The organism is Paraburkholderia unamae (assembly GCF_003268775.1).
Lineage (GTDB): Bacteria > Pseudomonadota > Gammaproteobacteria > Burkholderiales > Burkholderiaceae > Paraburkholderia > Paraburkholderia unamae.
Genome location: NZ_QLSU01000015.1, coordinates 98,542 through 124,976 on the forward strand (window position 1 = coordinate 98,542; position 26,435 = coordinate 124,976).

General features: G+C 62.0%; 23 protein-coding genes. 2 read left to right on the plus strand and 21 right to left on the minus strand.

Going from position 1 to position 26,435, the window contains the following annotated elements; translation table 11 throughout:
- Positions 1-29: 29 nt before the first annotated feature.
- The 12 genes from C7401_RS24135 to C7401_RS24190 all read right to left on the minus strand — a co-directional run bounded on the left by C7401_RS24135 (position 30) and on the right by C7401_RS24190 (position 11,577).
- Positions 30-1,202 carry a thiolase family protein gene (locus tag C7401_RS24135; RefSeq protein WP_112173934.1) on the minus strand — a complete coding sequence of 391 codons (1,173 nt, stop codon included), beginning with the start codon at positions 1,200-1,202 and terminating at the stop codon, positions 30-32.
- Entirely contained in the window at positions 1,202-1,612 is a 411-nt protein-coding gene (locus C7401_RS24140; protein ID WP_112173935.1) for a Zn-ribbon domain-containing OB-fold protein, read from the minus strand. The genes C7401_RS24135 and C7401_RS24140 overlap by 1 nt, the downstream gene beginning before the upstream one ends.
- 24 nt (positions 1,613-1,636) lie before the next feature.
- Positions 1,637-2,764 (minus strand): acyl-CoA dehydrogenase family protein, encoded by a 1,128-nt coding sequence (locus C7401_RS24145; RefSeq protein WP_112173936.1) that lies wholly within the window; start codon positions 2,762-2,764, stop codon positions 1,637-1,639.
- 7 nt (positions 2,765-2,771) lie between these two features.
- Entirely contained in the window at positions 2,772-3,965 is a 1,194-nt protein-coding gene (locus C7401_RS24150) for an acyl-CoA dehydrogenase family protein (RefSeq protein ID WP_112173937.1), read from the minus strand.
- Between the two features lie 58 nt (positions 3,966-4,023).
- On the minus strand, positions 4,024-5,706 hold the full coding sequence (actP, locus tag C7401_RS24155; protein ID WP_112173938.1) for a cation/acetate symporter ActP: 1,683 nt from the start codon (positions 5,704-5,706) through the stop codon (positions 4,024-4,026).
- The gene (locus C7401_RS24160; protein WP_112173939.1) at positions 5,706-6,014 is read right to left on the minus strand and encodes a DUF485 domain-containing protein; all 309 of its coding nucleotides are present in this window, start codon (positions 6,012-6,014) and stop codon (positions 5,706-5,708) included. Before C7401_RS24160 ends, actP begins: the two co-directional genes overlap by 1 nt.
- A 115-nt stretch (positions 6,015-6,129) precedes the next feature.
- The gene (locus C7401_RS24165; RefSeq protein ID WP_112173940.1) at positions 6,130-7,119 is read right to left on the minus strand and encodes an acyl-CoA dehydrogenase family protein; all 990 of its coding nucleotides are present in this window, start codon (positions 7,117-7,119) and stop codon (positions 6,130-6,132) included.
- Between the two features lie 12 nt (positions 7,120-7,131).
- Complete coding sequence (locus C7401_RS24170) at positions 7,132-8,289, minus strand: acyl-CoA dehydrogenase family protein (RefSeq protein ID WP_112173941.1); 1,158 nt, start codon at positions 8,287-8,289, stop codon at positions 7,132-7,134.
- 2 nt (positions 8,290-8,291) lie between these two features.
- On the minus strand, positions 8,292-9,089 hold the full coding sequence (locus tag C7401_RS24175; protein ID WP_112173942.1) for an SDR family NAD(P)-dependent oxidoreductase: 798 nt from the start codon (positions 9,087-9,089) through the stop codon (positions 8,292-8,294).
- On the minus strand, positions 9,074-9,865 hold the full coding sequence (locus C7401_RS24180) for an enoyl-CoA hydratase/isomerase family protein (protein WP_112173943.1): 792 nt from the start codon (positions 9,863-9,865) through the stop codon (positions 9,074-9,076). The genes C7401_RS24175 and C7401_RS24180 overlap by 16 nt, the downstream gene beginning before the upstream one ends.
- Before the next feature lie 7 nt (positions 9,866-9,872).
- On the minus strand, positions 9,873-10,337 hold the full coding sequence (locus C7401_RS24185; RefSeq protein ID WP_112173944.1) for a MaoC family dehydratase: 465 nt from the start codon (positions 10,335-10,337) through the stop codon (positions 9,873-9,875).
- Positions 10,338-10,353: 16 nt separating this feature from the next.
- A complete protein-coding gene (locus C7401_RS24190; RefSeq protein ID WP_112173945.1) occupies positions 10,354-11,577 on the minus strand; it encodes a CaiB/BaiF CoA transferase family protein in 1,224 nt (407 codons plus the stop codon).
- A gap of 164 nt (positions 11,578-11,741) precedes the next feature.
- Between C7401_RS24190 and C7401_RS24195 the strand changes: the two genes are divergently transcribed.
- Both C7401_RS24195 and C7401_RS24200 read left to right on the plus strand, forming a co-directional pair.
- Positions 11,742-12,536, plus strand: a complete 795-nt coding sequence (locus C7401_RS24195) for a crotonase/enoyl-CoA hydratase family protein (RefSeq protein WP_112173946.1) — start codon at positions 11,742-11,744, stop codon at positions 12,534-12,536.
- Between the two features lie 41 nt (positions 12,537-12,577).
- Complete coding sequence (locus C7401_RS24200; protein WP_224040996.1) at positions 12,578-13,492, plus strand: LysR family transcriptional regulator; 915 nt, start codon at positions 12,578-12,580, stop codon at positions 13,490-13,492.
- A 122-nt stretch (positions 13,493-13,614) separates the two neighbouring features.
- Here C7401_RS24200 and C7401_RS24205 read toward each other — a convergent pair whose 3' ends face one another.
- The 9 genes from C7401_RS24205 to C7401_RS24245 form a co-directional block, all read right to left on the minus strand.
- The gene (locus C7401_RS24205; protein WP_112173948.1) at positions 13,615-13,944 is read right to left on the minus strand and encodes a BON domain-containing protein; all 330 of its coding nucleotides are present in this window, start codon (positions 13,942-13,944) and stop codon (positions 13,615-13,617) included.
- Positions 13,945-13,995: 51 nt separating this feature from the next.
- The gene (locus C7401_RS24210) at positions 13,996-14,832 is read right to left on the minus strand and encodes an avidin/streptavidin family protein (protein ID WP_112173949.1); all 837 of its coding nucleotides are present in this window, start codon (positions 14,830-14,832) and stop codon (positions 13,996-13,998) included.
- Positions 14,829-16,250, minus strand: coding sequence for an MFS transporter (locus C7401_RS24215; protein WP_112173950.1), 1,422 nt, complete (start codon positions 16,248-16,250; stop codon positions 14,829-14,831). Before C7401_RS24215 ends, C7401_RS24210 begins: the two co-directional genes overlap by 4 nt.
- Before the next feature lie 34 nt (positions 16,251-16,284).
- Positions 16,285-17,103: an aspartate/glutamate racemase family protein gene (locus C7401_RS24220; protein ID WP_112173951.1), complete on the minus strand. Its 819-nt coding sequence runs from the start codon at positions 17,101-17,103 to the stop codon at positions 16,285-16,287.
- 55 nt (positions 17,104-17,158) lie between these two features.
- Complete coding sequence (locus C7401_RS24225) at positions 17,159-18,028, minus strand: hypothetical protein (protein ID WP_112173952.1); 870 nt, start codon at positions 18,026-18,028, stop codon at positions 17,159-17,161.
- 97 nt (positions 18,029-18,125) lie between these two features.
- On the minus strand, positions 18,126-19,514 hold the full coding sequence (locus C7401_RS24230) for an aminopeptidase P N-terminal domain-containing protein (RefSeq protein ID WP_112174038.1): 1,389 nt from the start codon (positions 19,512-19,514) through the stop codon (positions 18,126-18,128).
- Between the two features lie 41 nt (positions 19,515-19,555).
- Positions 19,556-21,217, minus strand: coding sequence for a hydantoinase B/oxoprolinase family protein (locus tag C7401_RS24235; RefSeq protein WP_112173953.1), 1,662 nt, complete (start codon positions 21,215-21,217; stop codon positions 19,556-19,558).
- A 15-nt stretch (positions 21,218-21,232) separates the two neighbouring features.
- Positions 21,233-23,311, minus strand: coding sequence for a hydantoinase/oxoprolinase family protein (locus tag C7401_RS24240; RefSeq protein WP_112173954.1), 2,079 nt, complete (start codon positions 23,309-23,311; stop codon positions 21,233-21,235).
- Positions 23,312-23,663: 352 nt separating this feature from the next.
- Positions 23,664-26,354 carry a winged helix-turn-helix domain-containing protein gene (locus C7401_RS24245; protein ID WP_112173955.1) on the minus strand — a complete coding sequence of 897 codons (2,691 nt, stop codon included), beginning with the start codon at positions 26,352-26,354 and terminating at the stop codon, positions 23,664-23,666.
- Positions 26,355-26,435: the final 81 nt, after the last annotated feature.

Consider the following 26,435-nt stretch of genomic DNA (forward strand, 5'->3'; position numbering starts at 1 on the left):
CGCGGAATGGGTATCCGCGCCTTTTTCCCTTACACCGTTGCAGCCGAACCCAGCAGCGCCGTGCTCTGGCTCGATAGCGTGCCGCCATTGCCCTGCACGATCGCAACATCGATCCCGGCCTGCTGCCGCGCGCCCGCCTGAGCGCGAATTTGCTCCACAGCCTCGATGATCAGGAAGATGCCATACATGCCGGGGTGCGTGAACGACAGGCCACCACCGTTCGTGTTGACCGCCAGCCGTCCGCCCGGAGCGATTGCCCCGTCGCTGACGAAGCGGCCGCCCTCACCCTTGGGACAAAACCCGAGGTCTTCGAGGAACAGGATCGTGTTGATGGTGAATGCGTCGTAGAGCATCGCCAGATCCACATCCTTCGGGCCCAGGCCCGCCATCTCGTAGGCACGTGCGGCCGATACCGAGGCCGAGGTGACCGTGAGATCTTCCATGCAGGAAATCTGGCGATGCCAGACTTCCGTGGCATTGCCGAGCACGTAGACCGGCTTTTGCGGACCGGCTTCGGCTTCCGGGGCCCGGCGCAGCACAAAGGCACCGGCCCCGTCCGTCAGCAGGCAGCAGTCACGCACGGTCAACGGGTCGCTGACCATGCGGGCATTGAGCACCTGCTCGATCGTCAGATCGTCGCGGCTATAAGCCAGCGGGTTCAGTTTCGCCCACTTGCGCGCTGCGACCGCAACTTCTGCCAGATGCTCGCGCGTCGTGCCGTATTGATACATGTGCCGCTTCGCCGCCAGCGCGTAGGAACTGATCGGAAACATCGGCTCATACGGATTTTCGAACGGCTGCGGATCGAGCGACTTGCGCATCTCCACGCCCTTGGCGCGGTTCATCGTGCTCGTCTTCTGCGTCGAGCCATAGCACACCAGCACGTTGTTGCAGGTGCCGTCCATTAGCGCCTGAACGGCAGGCCAAAGATGCGCAACGAAACTCGAACCGCCGATCATGGTCGAGTTCAGATAACCGGGGCGGATTCCCAGATATTCAGCGACCGGCATCCCCCACATCGATGCCGAGACGCTGGCCGTGGCCAATCCGTCAATGTCCGACATCTTGAGCCCCGCATCGGCAACCGCCTTGTGCGCCGCTGCGCTCAGGATTTCGAGTTCGGTGAAACCGGCCGCCGAGCCGAGGCCGGCCATGCCGATACCGGCGATGGCGGTCTTGCCGCGAAACTGTGAAACCGACATTACTTTGCCTCCCCGGTCGTGGAATCGACAGGACGGAACATCACGAGCGCTTCGCCCTTGATCTCACCGATAAATGCCTGAACCTGATCGCCGCATTCGATCGCATCCAGATCGGCGTCGACAATGCGGCTCATCAGTCGCGGTCCTTCCACCAGATCGATGAGCGACAGGTTCTGGTCACCGCCTGCTTCGGCAGGACGGCGCATGGTCGTCGTCGAATAGACGGTACCCGCACCCGAAGGCGTCTTCCATTCGAGTTCGAGGTTGCCGCAGCTCGGGCATGCAACGCGCGGCGGAAACACGAATTTCTCGCACGCTGTGCAGCACTGGATCTGCCAGTTGGAGGCCGCTACGCGATCCCGATACTGTTTGTCCGGGCCACCCACCACAACTTTCTCTTCTGTTTTCATTATCGTTCACCAGGTTCACGAGAATTATTCTTCCATCGCGTCCGCATAGGCCTGCGCATGGTAATCGTGATCGCCGAAGATCGGATCACACATGGTGAGGAAACGGAAATAATCGCTGACTTCCAGCTCGTCCGTCATGCCGATGCCGCCATGCAGTTGCACTGCCTGCTGCCCCACGAATCGTGCCGCCTCGATCATCGCGAGTTTTGCCGTCGCGATCATGCGCTCGCGCTTGCTGGCGTCCGGTTCCGAGAGACCTTGAATGCCGATGTAAATCGCAGACCCGGCCAGTTCCTTCTGGATCAGCATATCGGCGACGCGGTGCTGAAGCGCCTGGAAGGCAGCCAGCGGCTTGCCGAACTGCTGCCGCACACGCAGATAGTCGGTCGTGATCTCGATCAGGCGTTCCATCGCACCGAGCGCCTGAGCACAGAGTGCGATGATCCCGTGGTTGATGCACACACGCAGCGCCTCATCGCCCGCACCCTGCGTGTGGATCAGCGCGTCGGCGCTGACCCTGACGTTGTTGAACGTCACGTCTGCCGCGCGTTGATCGTCGATCGTCGGATAGACCACGAGGTCCAAACCCTGGCTCTCACGCGGAACGAGGAAAAGGCGGATATCGCCGTTTTCGGAACCCAGCCGGGCACTCACGATATAGGCATCGGCGACCTGTGCGTGCCATACAACCGTTTTCTCTCCATGAATGACATAACCCTCTTCGGCGGGAAGCGCAACCGTGGCCACCGAATCCAGTTCGTAGCGCGAGCCGGATTCAGAATAGGCCGGTACCACGATCGAGTCACCGCAGGCAATTCCGGGCAGCCATTTCGCTTTCTGCTCCTGCGTGCCGTATGCCGACAGAATAGCGGCAGCCACTGTGACCGGAATGACCGGCTCATGGACGAGGCCTCGGCCAAGTTCACGATTGACCACAAGATAGCTTTCGACACCCTGATCGAAACCGTCGTACTGCGCTTCGATCGTGAGACCCGCGACGCCCATGGACGCCAGATTCGACCACACATCGCGGTCAAATCCAATGCCGTTGCGAGCGCTCTTGCGCCTGTGCGCGAACGTATATTCGTGATCAACGAAACGGCGCAGGCTGTCCGCCAGCATCCGCTGCTCTTCGCTGTATGAGAAGTCCATATTTACCTCAAAATCCGATGATCATCTTGTTGATGATATTTTTCTGGACCTCAGTCGAACCCCCATAAATCGAGGTCTTGCGCATATCCAGATAGGTGGCGGTGCCTCCAGCCGCCCACTGCGGACCCGCAACCGGAATCGTCGCGCCCTTCTTGAGCCACGCCTGATCGAATGGCCGGCTGTGTGGACCCGCTACCTCCTGTTGCAGCATCGCAATGTCCTGCTGCAACTCCGAGCCGCGAATCTTGATGATCGATGCCTCGGGACCGGGCTGGCCTTCCGATTGCGTCGCCACGCGCAACACCATCATTTCGAGCACAGCGAGATCGCGCTCCACCTTCGCGATCTTGTCGCGCATACGCGGATTGTCGATCATGCGCCGGCCGCGTCCATCCTTCGACTCCGCCGCATAGCGCTTGAGATGACGCAGCTCGCGATGGCAGTGACCAATGCCCGCAATTGCCGTGCGTTCGTGACCGAGCAGATATTTCGCGTACGTCCAGCCCTTGTTCTCCTCACCCACAAGATTTTCGACTGGCACCTCGACGTTCTCGAACCAAGTCTCGTTGACTTCATAGCCGTGGTCGAGCGTGTTAATCGGACGCACAGTGATCCCCGGCGTCGTCATCGGGATCAGCAACATAGAGATCCCTTCTTGCGGCTTGGCTTCGGCATTCGTGCGGACCAGACAGAAAATCCAGTCCGCGTGGTGTCCCATCGTGGTCCATGTCTTCTGACCATTCACGATGTATTTGTCGCCCACACGAACGGCTTTTGTTTTCAGCGACGCCAGGTCCGAACCGGCACCCGGCTCCGAATAACCCTGGCACCAGAAGTCGTCGACAGCAGGAATGCGCGGCAGAAAACGGGCCTTCATTTCCTCGCTCGCATATTTCATCAGCACCGGGCCTATCATGGTCAGGCCGAAGGGCAGTTGACGCGGGGCGCCGGCGCTGTAAATCTCGATCTCGAACAACATGCGCTGGACATGATTCCAGCCGGTACCGCCCCACTCCTTGGGCCACGATGGCGCGCCCCAACCGTGCGCGGTCAGGATCCGATGCCAGCGCACGTAATCCGACTTCTCGATGCGCTGGTGCGACATCACTTTCGTGCGAATATCCTCAGGAAGGTTATCGCGCACGAATACCCGGACCTCCTCCCGGAAGGCCATCTCCTCTTCGGTGTAGTGCAAATCCATGTCATACCTCTAGATACAGAACAGGGGGACCGCCAAGGTTCCCCGTTGTCGAAATCACTCAGTGCTCCACTGCTTCGCTCACGGTCAGACCCGTATGCGCCTGAAGATTCTGTGCATCGAACGCATCGCGCTCCTTCACTGCGCGTGCCGACTTGTCCGTCACCGAGAAGAACCAGATCGCCAGGAACGCGACAGGAACCGAGATCAGTGCCGGGTTATTCAGCGAGCACAGCGGCTTGGCGTTATGCAGCACCGCAACCCAGATTGGCGCCGAGAACAGCGTCACGACAAGTGCCGAGATCAGGCCGAGCAGACCACCGACGACTGCGCCGCGTGTCGTCGTACCCCGCCAGAAAATCGACATGATGAAGACCGGCAAATTTGCCGAGCCTGCAATCGCGGCCACAACGTTCACAAGGAATGCGACGTTGGTATTCTCGAAGGGAATGCCCAGACCGATGGCAATCAGGCCGAATACAACCGTCGCCGTGCGGCTGATCTTCATTTCCTTCCTGTCGTCCGCGTGACCCCGTGCAATCCAGGATGCGTACAGATCATGCGAGATGCTGGACGCACCCGAGATCACCAGACCGGAAACCACCGCGAGAATCGTCGCGAACGTGACGGCAGCAATAAAGCCGAAGAACAGATTGCCGCCAACTGCACGCGAGAGACTGACCGCCACCATGTTCGGACCGCCCACCAGATCCTTGAGCAGGCTGAAATGGCCGTCGGCACCGACCTTGAAGTATTCGGGATGCTCGAACAGGATCGAGATCGCGCCTACGCCCACGATCAGAACGAGTACATAGAAGTACGAGATCAGACTCGTGGCGACGAAAACCGACTTGCGGGATTCACTGGCATTGGACACCGTGAACAGACGCATCAGCAGATGGGGAAAGCCGCCCACGCCGACAATTCCGCCAATGCCGAAGGAGAGCGCATTCCACGGATCCTTGAAGATGTGGCCGCTGCCCATGATGCCCGTGTGCGCAGGGTGCACGTCATTCGCCGCCTTGAACATCGCATCGGGATGAAAGCCGAAATGTGCCAGCGAGAGGAGCGCCATGATCGTGACACCCAGCAGCAGCAGCGTCGCCTTGATCATTTGCACCCAGGTCGTGGCCTTCATGCCGCCAAAGTACACGTAGATCACCATCAGGCTGCCGACGATCACTTCCGCCAGCCAGTAATGCAGGCCGAACAGCAGTTCAATCAGTTTGCCGGCCCCCACCATCTGCACCACGAGGTAGAGAATCACCGCCGTGATCGACGTGAAGGCCATCATGACGCGAATCGGACCCTGTTCGAGGCGATAGGCCACGACGTCGACCACCGTGAACTTGCCGAGATTGCGCACCGGCTCCGAGAGCAGGAACATGACGATGGGCCAGCCAAGGAGGAAGCCCACCGTGAACATGAAACCATCATAGCCGGTGAGGAACACGACGCTGGTTAGGCCCAGGAACGAAGCGGCTGACATGAAGTCGCCGCTGATGGCCAGACCGTTCTGAAAGCCGGTGAGACCACCGCCCGCCGAGTAGAAGTCCTTTTTCGTATGCGTGCGTTTTGCAGCCCACCGGGTGATGACGAGCGTGCTCAGCACGAACAGAATGAACATGCCAATGGCGGCAAAACTCGTATCCGTTTTCGCAGCGGTTGCCGCGTCCTGCGCGTGAGCAGAAGTCGCTGCGATCAGGGCACCGAGTGCCGGAAGCAACCGGAGATATGCGTTCATCAGATTGCTCCCCGGGCCTGATCGACGACAGCCTGCATGCGCTTGTCGTATATATTGGCGGCACGCACCGTATAAGCGTATGCGGTGAGCACCACGAGGACGATCAGCAGCAGACCGACGAGGATCCCGATGCTGATGGAGGAGCCTTCCCAGAGCGGGGTTCCCATGGCCCTGGGTGAGAAACCCATGATTGCCATGACGATGTAAAAGCAGACAAGGTTGACTGCCAGAAGTGCGCACCGGAAATTACGACGCGACCTTACGATCCGCATATATTCCGGGTTGGCGAGGATGGCCTTTTCAATCACGACTCAGTCTCCATGGTTATTGTTGTTACTCGTCACCGTCAGGCCGGCTAACGACTCCGGCCCGAAATCCAATACTAAAATTAGCGTGGACTTCGTTTAAGGCACCATCGCCGGCTTACCGTTTAAGGATATCGGTGATCGCGATATTCTCGAATTCAAGACTTGCCCGACCGATAATCTCGTACCAGTAAGATTCGGATCCGTGTGCGAGACGCCACGCATGCAATCTGCGTGTATAAAGTTGAAGATCGTATTCTTCGGTGATACCGATCGCGCCATGGACCGAATGCGAGATTGCAGCCACGGTTTTCACCGCCTCACTGGCTCTGCCCTTGGCCACTGCCGCCGGGAAGGTAGACGGCGTGCGTGCGCCCTCGCTGAAAGCACGAATGGTGGCCATGCGGGCAGCAGCCACATGTTCGGCCATCTCCGCGAGTTGATGCTGGATCGACTGAAACTTGCCAATCGGCTTGCCAAATTGTGAACGGTCGTTGCCATATTGCAGCGTGAGTTCAAAACAGCGTGTCATTGCACCCACGATCTGCGCGGCGTGCAGTGCTGCACCCCATGCCTGGACATTTCCGCGTATGAAGTTGTCCTTGACGATGCTTGCTGCCTCGCCTGTCACGGACGCCTCCCAGCACAGATCTGCCGTGCCGTCGTGATGGATACCGATCAGCGAACGCTGCGCGCGCGCTGCATCCAGCACGAGATAGGCGTCTTCTGTTTCGGCCACGACATAATCCGCAATCCCGCCAAACGGCACACGCGGCGCGACCATCGCGCCCATCTTGTTGCGGTCCAGCGATGGCGCGAGCGTGACGATGCCCCCTGGAATGGCATCGCGCGGCAGGAGGGTACGCAGCACGATTGCCTGGCCGATCGGAAGCGGCGTGGCATAGGCACCGAGCATGACCAGGATCGGAAAGATGCCCGCAAGGTCGAGATCCGCACCGCCGTCATCCTCACTCGCCATCAGGTCAAGGAATCCCGCGTCTGCCACTGCGTTCCATAGTTCCGTGTAAGCACCATCGCCCTCAATCTGGCGAACGACCTGCGGTGTGCACTTATCCTGGAGAATGGATTCGAATGCTTCGTTAAACATGACAATAATTCCTTAACGCAAGCCAAGACCGCGTGCGATCATGCCACGCAGGATTTCGCGGGTGCCGCCACGCAGTGAGTACGTCGGACAGACCTGGCTGATGTACTGGCTGGCGCGCACCAGCTCCGCATCGATCTGCGCACCCGGATCGAGGCCCAGCGCGTCTTCAACGATGGATGCGATTTCCTGCTCGAATGTGGTGCCGAGATCCTTGACCAGGGCCGATTCGACGAGCGGGCTCTCGCCAGCGACCAGCAGCGACGTGACTGAAATCGAAAGTTCACGAAGCGCGCTCAGGTGCGCGAACAGACGACCAATTGTCTTGTTGTGCCGGGCGTCGCGGGTATCACGCAGATGCTGAACCCACCGATCGAGAAGCACGATGCTCGAATAGATGCGCTCGGGCCCCGAACGCTCGAATGCGAGTTCGGCGTTGACCTGCATCCAGCCTGCACCCTCCGCACCGATCAGGGCATCCGTACCTAACTGTACGTCGTCGAAGAACACCTCCGAGAAGTGCGCGTCGCCAGCGAGATCGACGATCGGTCGTACCGTGACGCCGGGCGCCTTCAGATCGACGATGACCTGCGACAGACCGTTGTGCCGGTCTTCCGGCGTACCCGAGGTGCGAACCAGTGCGATCATGTACTGGCAATGATGCGCGTTGGTCGTCCAGATCTTGCGACCCGAGAGCGACCATCCGCCTTCGGCCAGCGGCGTCGCCCTCGACCGGATACTGGCAAGATCCGATCCCGAATTCGGTTCGCTCATTCCGATGCAGAAGAACGCTTCGCCCTGGCAGATCTTCGGGAGATAAAATGCGCGCTGTGAATCGGTGCCGAACTTGTTGATGAGCGGCCCGCTTTGCCGGTCCGCGATCCAGTGCGCCGCGACCGGCGCACCCGAGGTCAGCAGTTCCTCCACAAGCACAAAGCGCGAGAAGGCGTCCATTTGCGCCCCGCCCCACTCCTTGGGCAATGTCACGCCTACCCATCCACGGGCTGCCAGTTTGCGACTGAACCGGGCATCGAAGCCCATCCAGGAACGGGAACGCTGATCTGCCGAGGCCGGCGGCAGTTCAGCGCGAAGGAATTGCTGCACTTCGGAGCGAAATACCTGAGCATGCTCGGGCAATGTGGCTGGCGTCAAACGGTCGAGGATCGTCGTCATACTTACACCGAAATCGCAGAACCGCCGTTGACCGACAGATGCTGGCCCGTCATGTACGAAGCCGCATCGCTGAGCAGAAAGCAGACCGGACGCGCCACTTCAGTCGGCTCGGAGAAGCGGCCAAGCGGAATCTTTGCCATGTACTGGTCGCGGAATTTTTCGCCACGGATGACTTCGGTCATCGGCGTTTCGACGACACCGAAACCCACGGTATTCGCACGAATGTTGTACCGGGCCCATTCACGTGCGGCACACATGGTCATGCCGAACACACCTGCCTTGGCGGTGCCGTAGTTGATCTGGCCAACGGTACCGTTGCGGCCGGCGTCCGACGAGACGTTGACGATCGAGCCTGCGATCTTTTCACCGGCCTTCGAACGCGCGATCAGGTGACGTCCCAGTGCTTGCAGGAAGTGAAACGAACCTGTGAGGTGAACGTCGATCACCTGCTGCCATTGCTCGATCGTCATCTTGTCGATCATGGCCGTACGCGTGATGCCCGCGTTGTTGACGAGACCATTGACGCCACCGAATTCAGCCACACCGGCTTCGATTGCAGCGGCAGCGGTTGCCGGATCCGTGACAGAACCCGCGACGCTCACACAGCGGTCGCCGAGTTCGGCCTTCAGCGTGTTGAGCCCTTCCGCGTTCATATCAACGGCGACAACCCGGCCACCGAGTCTGGCGATTTCGACAGCGAGCGCGCGGCCAATCCCCTGACCTGCGCCCGTGACGATAACCTGCTTGTTTTCAAGCGAAAAATTCTGGTCCACTTCCTGTCTCCCTACTTCTCGTTCCATTGATACAGCGGCGGTTCTTTTTCGATGAAGCGACGGGCTGCCTCCTTGAGGAAGGCCGACTCGCGACACATCGCCTGTGCCATCGCCTCCTGCCTGTAGACGCTGCCTCGATCCGACTCGAAGGCCCGGTTCATCACCGATTTCATGATCCCGATCGCACCGTGCGGCGCGTTCTCGAAACGCTGTGCAAATTCGATTGCGTCTTCGAGCACCGGGCCCTCGTCGACCACGCGCTGGATGAGCCCCATGCCAAGCGCGAGCTTCGCGTCCAGCACCTTCGCGGAGAATGCGAGCATCTTTGCATTGGCCAGCCCCACCGCGCGAGGCAGCAGATACATGCCGCCCAGGTCCGGCGTATAACCGATTCTCGCGAACACCGCGCAGTATTTCGCATCCGGGGCCGAAAACACGAAATCGCATGCCAGGGCGAATGACAGACCGGCACCGAAGGCCGAGCCTTCGACTGCCGCAATAACCGGTTTTTCGAGGTCCACCAGTTCGTCGAACCAGCGGTGCATGTCGAGAATGCGTGTGCGCCCTTCGAACACGTCATTGGCCGATGCGGCTTCGGTAATGCCCTTGATGTCGCCGCCCGCGCAGAAATGACCACCGGCTCCTGTGAGGACAACGCTGGAAATCGAATCGTCGTCACGAATGTCGGGCAGCAGTGTCGCGAATTCAGCGCGCATTTGCGCATTGAGTGCATTGCGTGCTTCCGGCCGGTTCATGGTCAGAACGGCAACCGACCCGTGTCTCGTGAGTTCAAGTGCGGCCATTGTGTCCTCAGTAGCTCATCTGCATGATCCAGTCGCCAACGATCGCCGGCTTGTCCGCACCCGGCTCGCCCACGCTCACCTTCCAGTAGACGCGACATACGCGGTCCTTCACGTCCTCCACCCTGGCGATCTGATAACCGCCGACCATCTTCGTGTTAACCGGCACGGGCTTGATGAAGCGGATCTTGTCAAAGCCATAGTTGAGCGACATCTCGCGGCCCGGATACTCGAAGAGCTCGTTGTACCAACTCGTGATCAGCGAGAGCGAGAGCAGACCATGGGCGATCGTCGAACCGTAAGGTGATTCTTTCGCCGCGCGTTCTTCGTCAACGTGAATCCATTGATGGTCCCCTGTCACGCCGGCGAACGCGTCGATCATCGATTGATCGATCGTGATGGGCGCACCGAAAACCGGATCCTGTCCAACGAAGGCTTTCAGGTCGTCGATGGAGGCGAATGCTTTCTTGCTCATACACGCTCCGTAGTGTTCAAATGGCGCCGCTGGCGCGCAGTTCTTCGATCCGGGCGGCATCGAGTCCGAGCAGATCGTTGAGCACGGCCTCCGTGTGCTCGCCGAGCAATGGCGCCGACTTCACATATTGAAGCGGGGTTTCGGACATGCGAATCGGATTGGCGACAGACGGCGCGTCAACACCGATCGAGTGCGGCAGGCTCATCTGAAGACCGCGATGCTGGATCTGCGGGTCCTCAAATACCTGCTTGATGTTGTTGATCGGGCCGCACGGCACGTTCGCTGCTTCGAGCGCCGTGACCCACTCCGTCATCGTGCGCTTGAGCATTTCGGGCACGATTTCGGGAATCAGCAGGGTGCGGTTCCGGTTGCGATTGCCGGGCGTCGAATAGCGGTCATCCGTCGCCAGATCGTCTCGGCCCAATACCTTGCAGAACGACTGATACTGGCTGTCGTTGCCGACCGCAACGATGATGTCCCCTTCCTTGCAGCGGAATACCTGATAGGGAACCATGTTCGAGTGAGCGTTGCCCATGCGATTCGGTACGTTGCCGCTCAGGAAGTAGTTGATCGACTGGTACGAAGTGATCGAGACGATGCTGTCGAGCAGGGACATGTCGATGTGCTGCCCGACGCCGCTGACATTGCGATATTCGAGTGCGGCGAGGATGGCGACCGTGGCGTACATGCCGGTAAAGAGGTCGCTGACGGCCAGACCGCTCTTCATCGGTTCGTCATAGGGCGTGCCATTGGGCAACCCCGTGATCGACATGAGACCGCCCATTCCCTGGAATACGAAGTCATAGCCCGGCAACGCCGCGTAAGGCCCGTCCTGACCGAAGCCCGTAACCGAGCAGTAAACGAGTCGCGGATTCAGATCCTTGAGCGACTCGTAATCCAGACCGTAGCGCTTGAGATCGCCGACCTTGTAGTTTTCGACGACAACGTCAACCGATTTCACCATCTCACGGATCAGCGCCTGCCCTTCGGGCTTCGACATGTCGACCGTGATCGACTTCTTGCCGCGATTCGCCGCCAGGAAGTACGAAGAGTCCGTCGTTTCTTTTCCTTCGGCATCCTTAAGAAATGGAGGCCCCCATGCGCGCGTATCGTCGCCAACCCTGGGGCGTTCGACCTTGATGATTTCCGCACCCATATCGCCCAGATTCTGCGTGGCCCACGGGCCCGCAAGGATACGCGTGAGGTCAAGAACCTTGATGTGCCCAAGGGCAGATTTCATATTCCGTTGTCTCCGATATGTCGGTCTTGAATCCAGTCTATGGCGTCGTAAGGTTGATCGTCCAATATTAATTTCCGTGAATTTGATACGCTTTGCGTATCGCCACTGCCGTGACTTATGCTCAATACCGGTCACGTCATCTCCACCATGGGACAAACCCTTAAATGAGCAATTTTCTGTCGTATACCCAAGAAAATCATGTAGTTACCCTGACCATGCTCGATGCGGAGCGACGTAATCCGCTAACCGGCAATAGCGTGGTCGATGAATTCCTATCCGCAATTACCCGCATTCAAAACGATACGAGTGTGCGCGCTGTGATCATTACGGGTGCGGATCCGGCGTTTTCGACCGGGGGCGACATCAAGACGATGCAAAAGCAGGCCGACCCCGAGGTGAACGTGGCCACGATCCGCGAGGACTATCGCACCGGCATCCAGCGCCTGCCGCTCGCACTGTTCAACCTCGATGTGCCCGTGATCGCTGCCGTCAATGGTCCTGCCATTGGTGCGGGACTGGATCTGGCCTGTATGTGCGATATCCGCATTGCGTCGGAAAAGGCGAAATTTGCCGAGAGTTTCGTCAAACTCGGCATAATCCCTGGTGATGGCGGTGCGTGGCTGCTTCCGCGTGTCATCGGTCTGGCCCGTGCATCGGAAATGACGTTCACCGCCGAGATCATCGACGCTCAGCGAGCGCTCGAATATGGCCTGGTCTCCCGCGTCGTTGCCCATGACCAATTAATGAGCGCCGCTCGCGAGCTGGCCGAGCGTATCGCGGTGCATCCCCCGTATGCGATGCGAATGACCAAGAAGCTCATACGCGAAGGCATCCACGGACGCCTTGATTCGGTTCTGGAACTCAGTGCCGTGTTCCAGGCCGTCGCGCACAAGACCGATGAGCACCGTGAGGCCGTGAGCGCGTTCCTGGAAAAGCGCCCGCCGAACTTCAACAAGTGAGATGAACACGGCTGGCACGGAACTACGAGAACAAGGCGGATATGCAATCACCGAATGATCCAATGCTCGATCTGCGGCGAGTAAGGCAATTTGTAACGCTTGCGGAGACATTGAATTTCCGTCGTGCCGCCGAACGTCTGAACATGGCGCAGCCCCCGCTTTCCGTTTCCATCCAGAAACTCGAAGCGGATATCGGGCTGCGCCTTTTCGAACGCGGCGGTGCCGGTGGCGTATCGCTCACGGCAAGCGGAAAAGCCGCATTGGCGGACGCACGCAAACTGCTCTTCCACAATTCGCAGATGCTGATCGCCGCCCGTGCAGCAAAAGAGGGAACCGGGGGTGCACTGGTCATCGGATTCGTGGGTTCAACGATGCAGGGCCTGCTGCAAAAGAGCCTGCGAATCTTCCGGGCCGAATATCCGAATGTTGAACTCGTGCTAAAGGAATCGATCTCGACACGTATCGTCGAGAACGTGGAAAGTGGCGAATTCGACATTGGCTTGATCCGCACGCCGCTGCTGATCTCGACGCAACTGAGGGTCGTGCCGCTCATCACGGAACCGTTTATGGCCGCGCTGCCAGCGGGTAACAGCCTGAGCCAGAAGGCTGAACTGTTGATGAGCGATCTGGCGTCCGAGCCGTTTGTGTTCTATTCCAGGGAACAGGCGGCGGGTCTACAGGCCATGGCCATGCTGGCGTGTCATCGGGCCGGGTTCAGTCCGAAGATCAATCAGGAAGCCACGCAGATCCAGACGGTTTTATCTCTTGTCGAAAGTGGTCTGGGCGTTGCGCTGGTGCCTTCGACAATGCGCAATTACATCATCGATCGGGTTGTCTATCGCGCCATTGCCGATATTTCAGACGCCGCAGAAATTGGCTTGAGTCTCGCCTTGCCCGAGATGGCAAATCCTGTGGCGCAGAAGTTCTGCGAAGTCGCAAGATCTGTCTTTCTCTGAGCAACAGGCTGCGGCTGCAATCCAGAACGCGAGAACGAGCCGTTCCGGATTGAATGGCTAGCCGGCGGACGCAAATTCCGCGAGGCGAGGTTCGACTTTCCATCGTTATCGCGGCAAAAACATCAATGTGCCGGGCGCAGTTTGTTGCGCACTGCCGTCACGCCGCTTGCCTCGGCCGCCGCGGAAGACGCCGCTTCGACCGCTGCGGCATCGGCCACTCTGCCGCTCAGCGTCACGACGCCGTCGCGAGCGCGTACCTTCACCTTGCTGGTGTCGATACCTGCCGCGCCGAGCGCCGCATGCACGTCCGCCACCATCTGCTTGTTGCGCGCCGTGGCCGCGATGATCTCAGATGCCGACTCTGGCGTGAGCGGCGAGCCGCCCTGCGCTGTGGCTACGCCCGCAGCAAACATAAGGACGGCGGCGACGGTCAAGCTTCGCATCCGGTTCATTTCTATTCTCCTCGTATTGTGCTTATCGCTATTGAATGGCCGATGATGCTTTCATGACGTCATGACTTCGTTGCGCGCTGCGCCGCTCGATAGCTCGATGAACGCAACTTCGAGCATGTCGTGCGCGACCGAAACGCCCGCATAGCGGTTGCCGTGCGCAACGGCTCGCGCGGTGAAGCGCTCCAGCGTCACGCGCCTCGCGTGGCGGTCGACGAAGCCGCCCAACCCAATCGCCCGCGTGCGTCCGTCGTGCGGCCGGTCGAGCGCAGCCAGCGCTACGCTCTGTAGCGCGCATTCCGGCGAAGGGTCGGTAAAGCCCAACAGCATGAGCTGCGTGCCGTCACGCGTCTTGAGCGTTCCACTGACGCTGCCGAACTCGTCGTACGTGTATTCCATGGATTCGATCCAGCCGTTCTGCACACCACGCATCCCCACCGCCGAGCGTGACGAAAGCCGGGGCACGGCAGCGCGCACAGCAGGAACAGGCACACTCACGCGTTCGAATGTCAACGTCTCGGCGTACACGCCCGCCTCGGCCAGTTCGATCGCATCGAATGGGCCGGACGCCACGAGTCCGTGCAAGACCTGAAAGCGCGCGCCTCCATAGAGAACGCCTGTCATGATCGAAACCCAATGCCAGCCCGGGTCGATCACGTCGCTGTCGAGCGGACGCCAGCGCACCGAGATCGCGAACGGCCGGTTGCCGTCGTGCGCCTCGCCAATCCAGCCTGAAGCGGGATAGGTTCCCGTCGCGCCTGTTTCCGAACGGTACGTGCCGCTCACGTGCCCGTTCGCCTCGTGCTGCGCGATCTCAAGCAGCGATCCATACGGGTTGCGCCACGTCCCGAGTACGGGCGCGTTCTGATCTGGCTGAGCGTTGGGCGTCATGCGAGCTCCTTGCCTTCCGTCTCTGGCAGCATCAACGCGAGCAGCACTGTGACGACGAGAAAGAGATTGATGAAGGTGGTCGTCATGTTGAAAGACGATCCTCGCGCCACAAGAAAGCCGATGAAAGTCGGCGCGGCAAAGTTGGCGAGCCGCTGTGCGAGGATGGCCCAGCTATAACCGATCGTGCGTAGCCTCGTCGTGTACATCTCGGCTACCCACGTATCCCAGACACCCCACGCACCAAGGCTGAAGAACGCGAGTGCGAAGTTGCTGATGTACAGCGCACCCAGCGTTTGTGCATTCGCGAAGACATAGCCTGCGACGGCCGAAAGCGCCACGTACACGATCATCACCTTCTTGCGGCCGCAGCGCCCGGTGAGGAACGACGCGCTGACGTAGCCCGGTATCATGCACAAGGCCGAGAGCGCGATAAAGCCATAGCTTTGCGGCAGACTCAGTCCGCGCTGCTGGAGCAGCGTGGGCAGCCATGTCTGCAACCCCCAGTAACCCCATGCGAACGTGAAGTTGATACACACCTGCAAGATCGTTATCAAGAAGGTACGCCCCGCGAAGAGGTCGCGCCAGACGCTGCTCACAACGGCCTCCACGTGCAGCGTGTGGTGAGGTGCGATGTGCGTCGCGCCGCGGCTCAGACGCGCGATCGCCGCGCGCGCCTCTTCCTGCCGGCCCGCGGCGGCAAGCCAGTAGGGGGACTCCGGCACCCAGCGCGCGACCACGAGCGCCCAGCAAGCCGCCACCGAACTCACGCCAATGACCCACCGCCAGCCGAATGGCATCAGCCAGATCGTCGCGCATACGGCGAGGATCATGCCAATGGGCCAGCCCGCGGCGAGGTAGACCGTGAACGGGCCGCGCTTGCGCACGGGCAGTAGCTCCTCGAAATACGGGAACGTCACGACGAGCATGCCCGCCGCAACGACGCCCGAGACGAGCCGCAGGGCGTAAAGCGTGGCGTAGTTGGGTGAGAACGCGCTCGCGGTCGAGACGACGCCATACATCACGAGGCTCCAGATGATCGAGCGCTTGCGCCCGAGGCGCTCCGAAAGCGGTCCCCAGAAAATAGACCCGATGCCCATGCCAACGAAGATCGCGCCAATCAGGTTCCCGATCGCAACGGGCCCGAGATTGAAGTCGTGCGAGATAAGCGGTGAACTGTAGACGATGATCATCATCTCCCACGCCTCGATCACGAACACGAAGAAGAGCGCCAGGCAGCTCTTCAAATGCTCGCGCGTGAGCGGCAATGTTTCGAACACCTTGCCGACCGGAATCGCCGTGGGCGAAGACGGCAACGCGCGATGGCGCTCGCTCTCACCGAACCCAGGCACGTCCGCCGTGATGCCCGCCGCGAGGGCTGGCTCAAGCGCGGCGCGTACGTCCTGCGAAGAATGCGTCATGATTCCCCCTGTCGATATGAGTGGTGGACGCCAGTCAGCACGTCACGACGTCGCCGAGCGGCGCGGGCCCCGTGAAGAGGGCGAAATCGCGCAGCTCGCTTTCCGGCGGGGGCTCGCAACTCCACACCCGCGAGGGTTGCCAGCCGAACTGCCGCTTGTACTGCGCGAGCGACTCCGCCAGCTTGAACGCGGCCACGACCGGATCGATCACGGGCACGCCCACAGCCTGCTGAACCGCGTCGAAGAAGCCGAATTCGATCGTGCAGCCCAGAATCACCGCTTCCGCGCGATCCTGTTCCACGGCGCGGCGCGCCTCCTCGATGATGCGCGCACGCGTATGCGCAGGATCGGTCTGAAAATCGTTCACGCCCATCGCGAGCGAACGCATCGACGCGAGCCGATCGAGCATGCCGTAGCCGCGAATTCGGTCGCGCATCTGCTCGACCCATTTTTCGCGCCCGACGATCACCGAAAAACGGTTGGCGAGATTGGCGGCGATCTGCAAACTCGCCTGGCAGGGACCGACCACGATGGTTTGCGACGAGATTTCACGCGCTGCTTCGAGCGCGGGATCGTAGAAGCACCCGATCACCATTGCGTCGATCCCCTGTACGCCGGCTTCGCGTGCGACATGGACTGTCCGTTCCTCGATCAAGGCCTCGTAGGCGCGGTACTCCAGATGCGTTGGCGTGGACGCCATGTCGAGCGACGCGACTTCCACCGTTGTCGTTGGCTGCTTGATGGCGTGCAGCATCTGGGCAATCGGACGATTCCACGTGGCAATGCCCACCGGATTAAGCCAGCGCACCGAAACCGGTACATTCACCGGTTCACCCTTGAACGAATTGCTCATTGCACGACTCCTTGCTTGACTGAAGCATGTGTGAACTGCAAAAGACGCAGTTGCGTTACAGGTATTTGACGAGTGCCATCGTGAACGAGACCGAGCGGTGCAGGTTCGACGACGTGTAGTAATCGAAGTTGAGATTCCCCGAGATATAAATGCCGTATTTCGCCAGACCGTAATAGCTGAACGCCGGGCCGATCTTGCCTTCGCGCATTTCCTCGAAATCGGAGGCCGCCGCGCTATAAATGCTGTACGCGTGGTGCAGACCGATGAACAGATCGTCGCGCACCTGGTAGCCGCCCGCGATATCGAGCAGCGTCATGCTGAGCCCGCCGCGCAAATGCTCCATCTGCCCATTGCCGATATCGGTCGCGTTGAGATTGCGCGTCGCGTAGGTCAACTCGACAGGATTGATCGTTACGCCGATACGACCAATCTGGATGTAGTTGTTGACGTTGAAGCTATACGAATACTGGTTCGCCCCGGCCCCGAAGCCCGCGCTTTTCGTGCTGCCATTGGGAAACGTGACCGTGAACGTGGGGCTCGTCCAGAATGTCTTGTAGCCGGGCGTGCCCACGGGCCGGTCGGGCTCGATCACGTTGTAGTAGTACTCGATGCCGATATTCGGATAGGCGCCCCCAAAGCCACTCGCACCGGGCGCGCCGTGCGTGTTCGCATAACCCACCGAACCGTTGATCCAGAACTCGAACTGGTCGCGATGGGTGCCCGTGAACCCCGTCTCGGTAAAATACGCCGGGTTGAACGACGAATAAATCTGATTGGAATTCGGGCTCGTGTGCTGAAACACCGGAAATGCTTCGAGCGCCCATGAATTCGGTGCGCCAGCCTGGCCGTAGCCGATGAATTCGTCGGCGCAAGCCGGCAGCGCGGCGCCCGCAAAAAGAGTTAGACCGGCAGCTCCGGTCGCCAACCTACGCCCCACTTTCATGCTGATCCCCTGTCCTCTGCATGTAATACGGAATCCTGATTAATAGACGGTCTTTTCCCCATTCCGTCTGGCGAGGCGATCAGTCCGCCATCGCCGCTTCGATCTCGCTCACGGTTTTCGGTATCGGCGGGCCCATCACGCGCGCCCCCGTTGCCGTGATTTCGATCTCGTCTTCCACGCGCATGCCGCCCAGCCCCACGCAAGCACGCAGCGTTGCGTAGTCGATCAGCCCCTCATGGCGCCGCTCGGCGGCCCAGCGCTCGATCAAGGCCTCGATGAAATAGATGCCGGGCTCGACCGTAAGCACCATGCCGGCCTTCAGCGGCTTGCCCATGCGCAGGCTGCGCAAACCGAACTGGGTGCTGCGCGGTGTCTGTACGTCGTAGCCCACGCGGTCTTCGCCATAGGACTCCATGTCGTGAACATCCAGACCAAGCTGGTGGCCAAGGCCGTGCGGAAAAACGACTGCGTAGGCGCCCGACGAGACGATGTCGGAGACGGAGCCCTTGAAGATCCCCATCTGCAACATGCCGCCGGCGAGATGCGTGACGACGGCGCGATGCACGTCCGCGTAGCGCACGCCAGGGCGCGAGCCGCGAATGCCGATGTCCTGGGCCTCGAGCAGAAGCGTGTACAGCTCCCTCTGGCGCGTATCGAATCGCCCGCTCACCGGCAGCGTGCGCGTGATGTCGCTCGCGTAGCCGCACGCGCTCGTCGCGCCCGAGTCGTTGACGACCAGGTCGCCCGGCGCGAGGCGTCCGTCGTAGTTGAAGTTGTGCAGAATCTCGCCGCGCTTCGTGAACACGGACTGATAGGCTTCGAGCACGCCGTGCTGCGCCAGCACCGCGTGCATCCGCGCTACGCCCTCGCGCTCGCGGGCACCGGGGCGTACCGCGCGCATCGCCGCGCGATGCATTTCATCGGTAACTGCGAGCGCGGCTTCGATCTGCTCGATCTCTTCCGCGCCCTTGACCTCGCGAAGCGCGACGAGCGCATCGATCAGCGCCGTTGAGGCGCATCTCGCCACTTCCTGGGGCGCAACGCCCATGAGCCGGCCGATTTCGAGCGTCGTGGCCGCCCGGTACGGCGGCAGAAAATGCAGCTTGCGAGCGTCCCTGCGCGCAGCGTCGAGCGCGGCTTGCAGCGCCGCGTAGCCGCGCACCGTGCGGCAACCTGCCCGCTCACACGCGCTCGCGAGCGACGGCGTTTTGCCAAGCCAGATTTCGTCGTCGAGCGTCGCGTCGTCGCCAAACACAACGTCTTCGCCGCTCTCCAGATCGAGCAACGCCACTAGCCCCGGACGATTGATGCCAAAGAAGTAGCGGAACGTGGCGTCCTGCCGGAACGGATGCACGTTGTGCGCGAAATTGATCGGCGCATCGACATTGCCCGGCAGCAGCACGATGCCCGTGCGGAGCCTTTCGCGCAACGCCCGGCGCCGCGCGATATAGATGTTCTCTGCAAACATGTGAAAACCCTGGATCGTGTTTCGATGGTTCGATGTCGCGATCAAACAGCGACGCCATACACGCGCTTCGCGACTTCGGCGCTCACATAGCCGTTCTTCACGTCGTCGAGCACCGCCGCGCGCGAGCGCCTGGCCGGGTCGCCAAAGCCGCCGCCCGACGCCGTGCGGATGCGGATCACATCGCCGCTGTCGAGCGGCAGCGCGCTCACCATGGAATAGCGCTCGGTCGCCCCATTCCCGCGCACGACTTCGATGTAGTTGAGCGAGCCGTCCGCGCCACCCGCCAGCCCCCAGGGCGGCACTTGCGAACGCGTGTAGCCGCAAGTGAGCAAGGTGTGATCGGCGCGCACGCGATACTCGACGTGAATGCCGCGTCCGCCCCGGAACTGGCCATGGCCGCCCGGTTCGTCGTTGAGCGTCATGCAATCCACGTACAGGCCATAGCGCGCTTCGCAGACTTCCGCCGGGCAGTTGTAGGTTTCGCCATGCATGCCCGAATACACGGCGCTGTTGCCGTCGCGCCCCGCTTCGCCGCCCCAGCCGCCAATTTCGGGTTCGACGAGGGTGAACGCCCGCCCCGTATCGGGATGCACGCCGCTGATGAAAGTGCCGCAAATCGATGCGAAGTTGCCCGCCGGCAGGCGTTCGGGCAAGTGCGCCGCGAGACAGCGCAGGATGAGATCGTGGGCGCGGATCAGGTTCTCGAAGTAGAAGCCTTCGGCGGCCGGGCTCTGCGCCTCGAACATCGTGCCAGGCCGCGTGAGCACCGTCAGCGGACGGAACGTGCCGCCATTGGTCGCGGCGCGCGGATCGGTGACGGACTTGAACGCCATCTGCGCGGCGACGACGGTGCCGTCGCGGCTCAGATTGTGGGGTCCGGGCGATTGCGCCGGGTTGTCGCGCAAGTCGACGATCATGCCGGTGTCGCTGATCTCCACAATCACGCGCAACGTCTGGCCGTCGTCCTGCAATTCGTCCATCGTGAAGCGGCCGCGCGGTGCGTCTTTGAGCGCCGCGAGCGACACCTTCTCGCCGAGTACCATGAAATCCGCCACGGCCTCGAGAAACACGTCGACGCCGTACTTTTGCGCGAGATCGACGATTCGCGCCGCGCCGCCGCGCACGGCCGCGATACCGGCCCAGAGGTCGCCTTCCATGAAGTCGGGCAAACGCGTGTTCGAGCGCAGGATCTGCATGACCGGGCGAATGGGCTTGCCCTTCGAGACCAGCTTCACGCAGGCGAGGCGCAGGCCCTCCTGGAAGATGTCGCCGGCATGGGTCGAGAGCGAACCCGGCACCGAGCCGCCTACGTCGTTCCAGTGCGCGATGTTCGCTGTCCACGCAATGATCCGGTCACCGGCGAACACGGGCATGGCGAGCACGACATCGTTCAGGTGCGTGACGCCCCCGCCGCTGTGCGGGTCGTTGGTGATGAACACGTCGCCGGGCTCGATCTCGCCCGGCTGCGCATGCTGCGCGAGTATGCGCTTGACCGCCTTGTCGAGCACCGCGATGAAGCCCGGCGCGCCGGAGCCGGAACTTGCGATATCGCCATGCGCGTCGGTGATGCCCGTGCCCATGTCGAGCACTTCGTAAATGATCGGGCTCATCGCGGTCTTGATCATCGCCGCGAACATTTCGTCGGCAATGGCCTGTAGCGAGTTCTGGATGATCTCCAGCGTAAAGATGTCCACTTTGCTCATCGTCGTTCTCCCTCGTCAGAGCGTGATGTGAAGGTTGCCGAGGCGATCGACGCTCGCTGCATTGCCCGGATGCACCACGATGGTCGTGCCCGCGTCTTCCACGATCGCGGGCCCCGCGAACGCCATGCCGGGTTCGAGCTTCGCGTTGTCGTAAATGGTGGCCTCGTGCACGCCTTCGAGCGCGTAGTCCACGGAGCGCTTGCCCTTGACGGTGCTCGCCAGCGTCGCGCCCGTGACAGGCAGCTCCGCGAGGTCGAGCTTGCCGATCTCCGAGGTCGTAACAATATGGAAGCCGACGATTTCGAGCGGCGCGTCGAGCCGGTAGGTGTACTGCCGTTCATACGTGGCATGAAAGCGCGCGGCAATCTCGCTCCAGTGCGAGACGATGCGCTCACCGGCGTTGAACGGCACTTCCACCGAATGCTCCTGGTTCTGGTAACGCAGCTTGCAGTGGATCGCGATGTGCAGTTGCGCGCGGGCAATGCCCTCGTCGCGGAACTGCGCGGCAGCGGCTTCGACCAGCTCGTCGAGCACGCCTTGCGCGGCCGCGAGCGAGGCTTCGTCGGCGGTCTGGAAAAAGCGGTTCACGAACAGGTCGCGACGCAGATCGGACATGGTCATGCCCCACGCCGAGAACACCGACGCTCCACGCGGAATCACCACTTTTTTCACGCCCAGTTCCTGGCCGAGCGCCACCGCGTGCATCGCCCCGCCGCCGCCAAACGCGACCAGCGTGAAGTCACGCGGGTCACGGCCGCGATTGAGCGAGACGAGCTTGAGCGCGTTGACCATGTTGTCGTTGGCAATGCGCACGATGCCGCGTGCGATTTCCTCGCGCGTCATCGCGAGGCGAGCCGCGAGCGGGTCGAGTGCGCGCTCGATCGCCCCCATGTCGGCAACCGTCTCGCCGCCGCAGAAGTAGTCCTTGTTGATGCGGCCGAGCACGAGGTTCGCGTCGGTCGTCGTCGCGTGCGTGCCGCCGTTGCCATAGGCCGCAGGCCCCGGCGACGCACCGGCCGATTGCGGCCCCACATGCAGCTTGCCGAAGTCGTCAACCCAGGCGATCGACCCGCCACCATTCCCGATCTCCACCAGATCGACCACGGGCACCATGATCGGATAGCCCGCGCTTACGCGGTCGCGCTCCACCCAGTAGTCGGTCTTGATGGTCACCTGGCCGTTTTCGATGAGCGAGCATTTCGCCGTCGTGCCGCCGATATCGAGCGCCAGCACGTTTGGCTCGCCAATCAGGCGGCCCAGTTCGGCGGCGCCCCAGAAACCGCTCGCCGGACCGGATTCGACCATCGTGATCGGAATTTCACGCGCATGTGCAACCGTGTCGACACCACAGTTCGACTGCATCACATAGAGCGGCGCCCGATAGCCATTGGCCCGCACGCCCTGCTCGAGCTGGTCCAGATAGCGCGAGGCGATCGGCTGCACGTAGGCCGAGAGCACCGCCGTGCTCGTGCGCTCGTATTCGCGCCACTCGCGCGTGATCTGGTGCGAGGCCACGACCGAGACCTCCGGCCATAAGCGGCGGACTTCGTCGAGCACGGCGCGCTCATGCGCGGGGTTCGCATAGGCGTGCAGCAGGCAGATCGCCACCGCCTCGACTTCCGCACGGCGAAAGTCCTTCACGATTTCAGCGAGCGCGCCGAGGTCGAGCGACTCCCGCTCGCCGCCATCGTAGTTGATGCGGCCGCCCACCTCGCGGCGCAGATGGCGCGGCACGAACGCCGCAGGCTTGGCCCACCTCAGATTGAAAAAGTCCGGGCGATTGGCGCGTGCGATCTCGAGCACGTCGCGAAAGCCCGCCGTGGTAATGAGGCCGGTGCGCACGCCACGCCGCTCCGTCAACGCGTTGATGACGACGGTCGTGCCATGCGCGAGGAAGCTCACCTCGTCGAGCTTGACCTGCGCCTTCTCGAGCACGTTGATGATGCCCTGCTCGAAATTGGGCGGCGTGGTGTCGGTCTTTGCCGTGCGAACGGTCTGCGCGCCGGTCGCGGGGTCGATCTCGAAGTAGACGAGGTCGGTGAACGTGCCGCCGACATCGGTCGCCACCCGAATGGTCTTTCCACCTGAGGTCATCGCACTTCTCCTTGCGTCACGATGGCTGGCGCACAAGCCGCCGGCCGTTGTTTTTCTGACTGGTCGCCGCGTTTCATAATAGGTAGCATGCCTAAACGTATGTTCATGGAAGCGGCCATGCCGCGATCGAATGAAGCGCTCGCGATACGGCCCCCGCGCAACGCGCGCCGGGGACGGCACCGGACGGTTCATCTGCTGCTGAGGCGGACTTTATGAATCCAATAAGCGCGCGGCAACCGGCACGGCGGGTAGGCGGGAGACGGGGTGAGCTACCCGCCTACCCATATGGGTAGTTTTGTGCGGGTAGTTTCGGAGGCGGGCCGCGGGGGCAAAGGCGCCGCGCGCCGCGAAGTCACGGCTGCGTGGGCACCAGCCCCTGCTGCATGGCGGCGGCGATGGCGCCCGCGCGGGAATCGACCCCGAGCTTCTGGAAGATCTGCTTGAGGTGGAACTTGACCGTGTTCTCGGAGATATCGAGCGAGCGCGCGATCGCCTTGTTGGTCTGCCCGGTGGCAAGCAAGCCGAGAATTTGCGCTTCCTTGCCGCTGAACTGCGCGCGCGGGCGCACGGGATGCGCGCGCCAGCCTCGCAGTTGCGAGACGATTGCCTGCAAGGCAGGGATGCCGGCGTCTCCAGCCGTCGGCAGGAACGGCAGAATGCCGGGGCCGATGTCGAGCAGCAGGCCGGGAATTTGATGCGCGATGACCGGCCGGAGCGCCTCGGCAAGCTCCGCCGGGGTTGGTCCTTTCGCGCCCGCGGCCTTGCCCAGGGGGATCAGCGCGAGCAGACGCAAACGCCAGGCGGGCAACAGCAACCCCGCCCGCTCCAGCTTCGCGGCATCGTGGGCGAGGCGCGCGAGCGCTTCGGCCGCGGCCCCCATTGCAAGGCGCATGCGTGCGAAGGCCAGCGCCGCCGCTTCGCACAGGCGCCAGTCGAGACCGCCATCCTCGGCGGATGTCGCAGCGAGGCTGAGTGCCTGCGCCTCCTGCTGCGCGCGCTCACCTTGCCCGCACTGGGCAAGCAAGTCGACGCGCCAGATATTCACCAGTTCAGCCAGCCGCGGCAGTTGGCGGTCCTGCGCTATACGCTCGGTGTGATCGAGCACGCGGCAGGCGTGCTCCATGCCGTGCTGGCGCAGGCCCGCGCGCCAGGCGATATCAGCGGTATTGGCGAACAGTTCGAACCAGCCGTCGATATGCTCCAGCGTTTCCTGGCCCTCGACCAGCCACGATTCGGTCTCCGCCCATGCGCCTTCGAGATAGAGATGCTGCGCCTTCAGGCAACCCACAACGGCCTTGAGCGAGCTGTCCGTGCCGAAGTTCGCCTCGGCGAGCGTCATGGCCTCGTCGACACGTTCTCGCGCGGTGGCGATTTCGCCGCTCGTGCACAGGGCGAGCGCTTCGTGCATGAGGCAGAAGTTTTCGCCAAGCGGGCTCGCAACGATTCGCATGCGCACACGTGCCGCGCGCGCCGCGCCAATCGCGTTGCGCATCTGGCCGCGCCGCACCGCGAAGAGCGCGCCTACGCACAGCAACGTGGCCTGGGCGAGAGCGTCGTCGGGCAGCCGCTCGTTCGCGCTTTGATCGTCGACGGGCAAGCGCAGATCGTCGCCGTCGATGTCGAAGTACCCGCGCAGCAGCGCCTCGATGACCGTGAAGTCACGCTCGAGGCGCGCGTCACCTTGCATGGCCGGCTGGGCGAGACGCAGCAACTCCATCGCCAGCGCCGGGTTGCCGAGCTTGGCTTGCAGGTAGGCCTGCATGAGCACGAGTTCCGGGTCGCTGCGGCGCGCGCGTTCGTCGAATTGCTGTAGCAGGCTCTGCGTGTAGTGGATGCCGTGGCGCAGCACCAGTTCCCAGCCACCCGCGTCGAGCACGAGCCGGATGCCAAGCGCCGTGTCTTGCGCACGTAGCGCGTGCGACACCGCCAGTACCCAGTCGTCGCGCTGCGCGAGCCACTGTGCAGCGGCTCGATGGATCTCCCGGGCTCGTCGCGCGCCAAGGCGCTGGCTGAGAAAATCGGAGAGCAGCAGGTGGTAGCGGAACCAGTTGCCGTTGGCGTCGAGCGGGACCAGCAGTGCGTGGAACGAGGTCAGGCGCGCGAGCAACGTGGCGCTGTCGTGACGGTCGCGCGCGACATCGGCGAGATCGGCGTTGAAGCGCTCGAGCACCGACGTCTCGATCAGGAAGTCGCGGCAATCTTCGGGGAGATTGTCGAGAATCTGCTCGGCCATATATTGCGCCATCTCGGCGACGTGCCCTGAGAACGAGGGCAAACCGAACGCCGACGCCGTGCCTCGGGCGAGCCACAGGCGCGCTAGCTGGACGGCGACGGCCCACCCCTCCGTTTTCGAGTGGACGGTCGCGAGGGTCGATGGCCCATGGTCGGGGCCGAGGATCTGCGAGGCTTCGGGTAGCGACAGAACGAGGTCGTCGGCGTCGATTTCGTGGACGAGCCCGCGCGCCTTGAGCGTGGCGACTTGCCAGGCCGGTCGGGTGCGACTCGCGATCACGAGGCGCAAGCCGGGGGTCGCCCGTTCGAGCAGTGTCAGCACGATCTCGTCGATCACGCGCGATGCGGCCCGGTGGTAGTCGTCGAGCATCAGCGTAAAGCAGCGCCCGTCGCGCGCGAGTGCCTGAAGCAGCGCGGCGATCGTGCGCTGCGCGCGCGCATCGAGTGCCTGGGAGTGGGCCAACGACGCCAGGCTGCCGAGATCGAGGCCGGCGTCTTCGAGCGACAACAGCAAATAAACGAGAAAGCGGTTCGGATCGCCATCGGCCTCGTCCAGCGAAAGCCAGGCGACCGGCTGCGTTTGTGCGCTGTCGCTCGCGCGCAGTGCGTCGCGCCACTGCGCGAGCAACGTCGTCTTGCCAAATCCGGGCGCGGCGACGACCAGCGTGAGCGGACGGCTTGCGTGCGCCTGCAAGCGTTCGAGCAACGCGAGGCGCGGCACGGCTTCGAGCTGCGTATAGGGGGGCGTCAGTTTGCCGACCCACATCCAGGCGCTCGACGGATCGGTCGCGTCGAGTCGGACGTCGGTCATAGGGACTTCCCGCTGCCGCGTTGCGGCTCACGCCTGATTGCGCGGCAGCCGGCACGCATGTGTCGCGGAGCAAAAAATGGG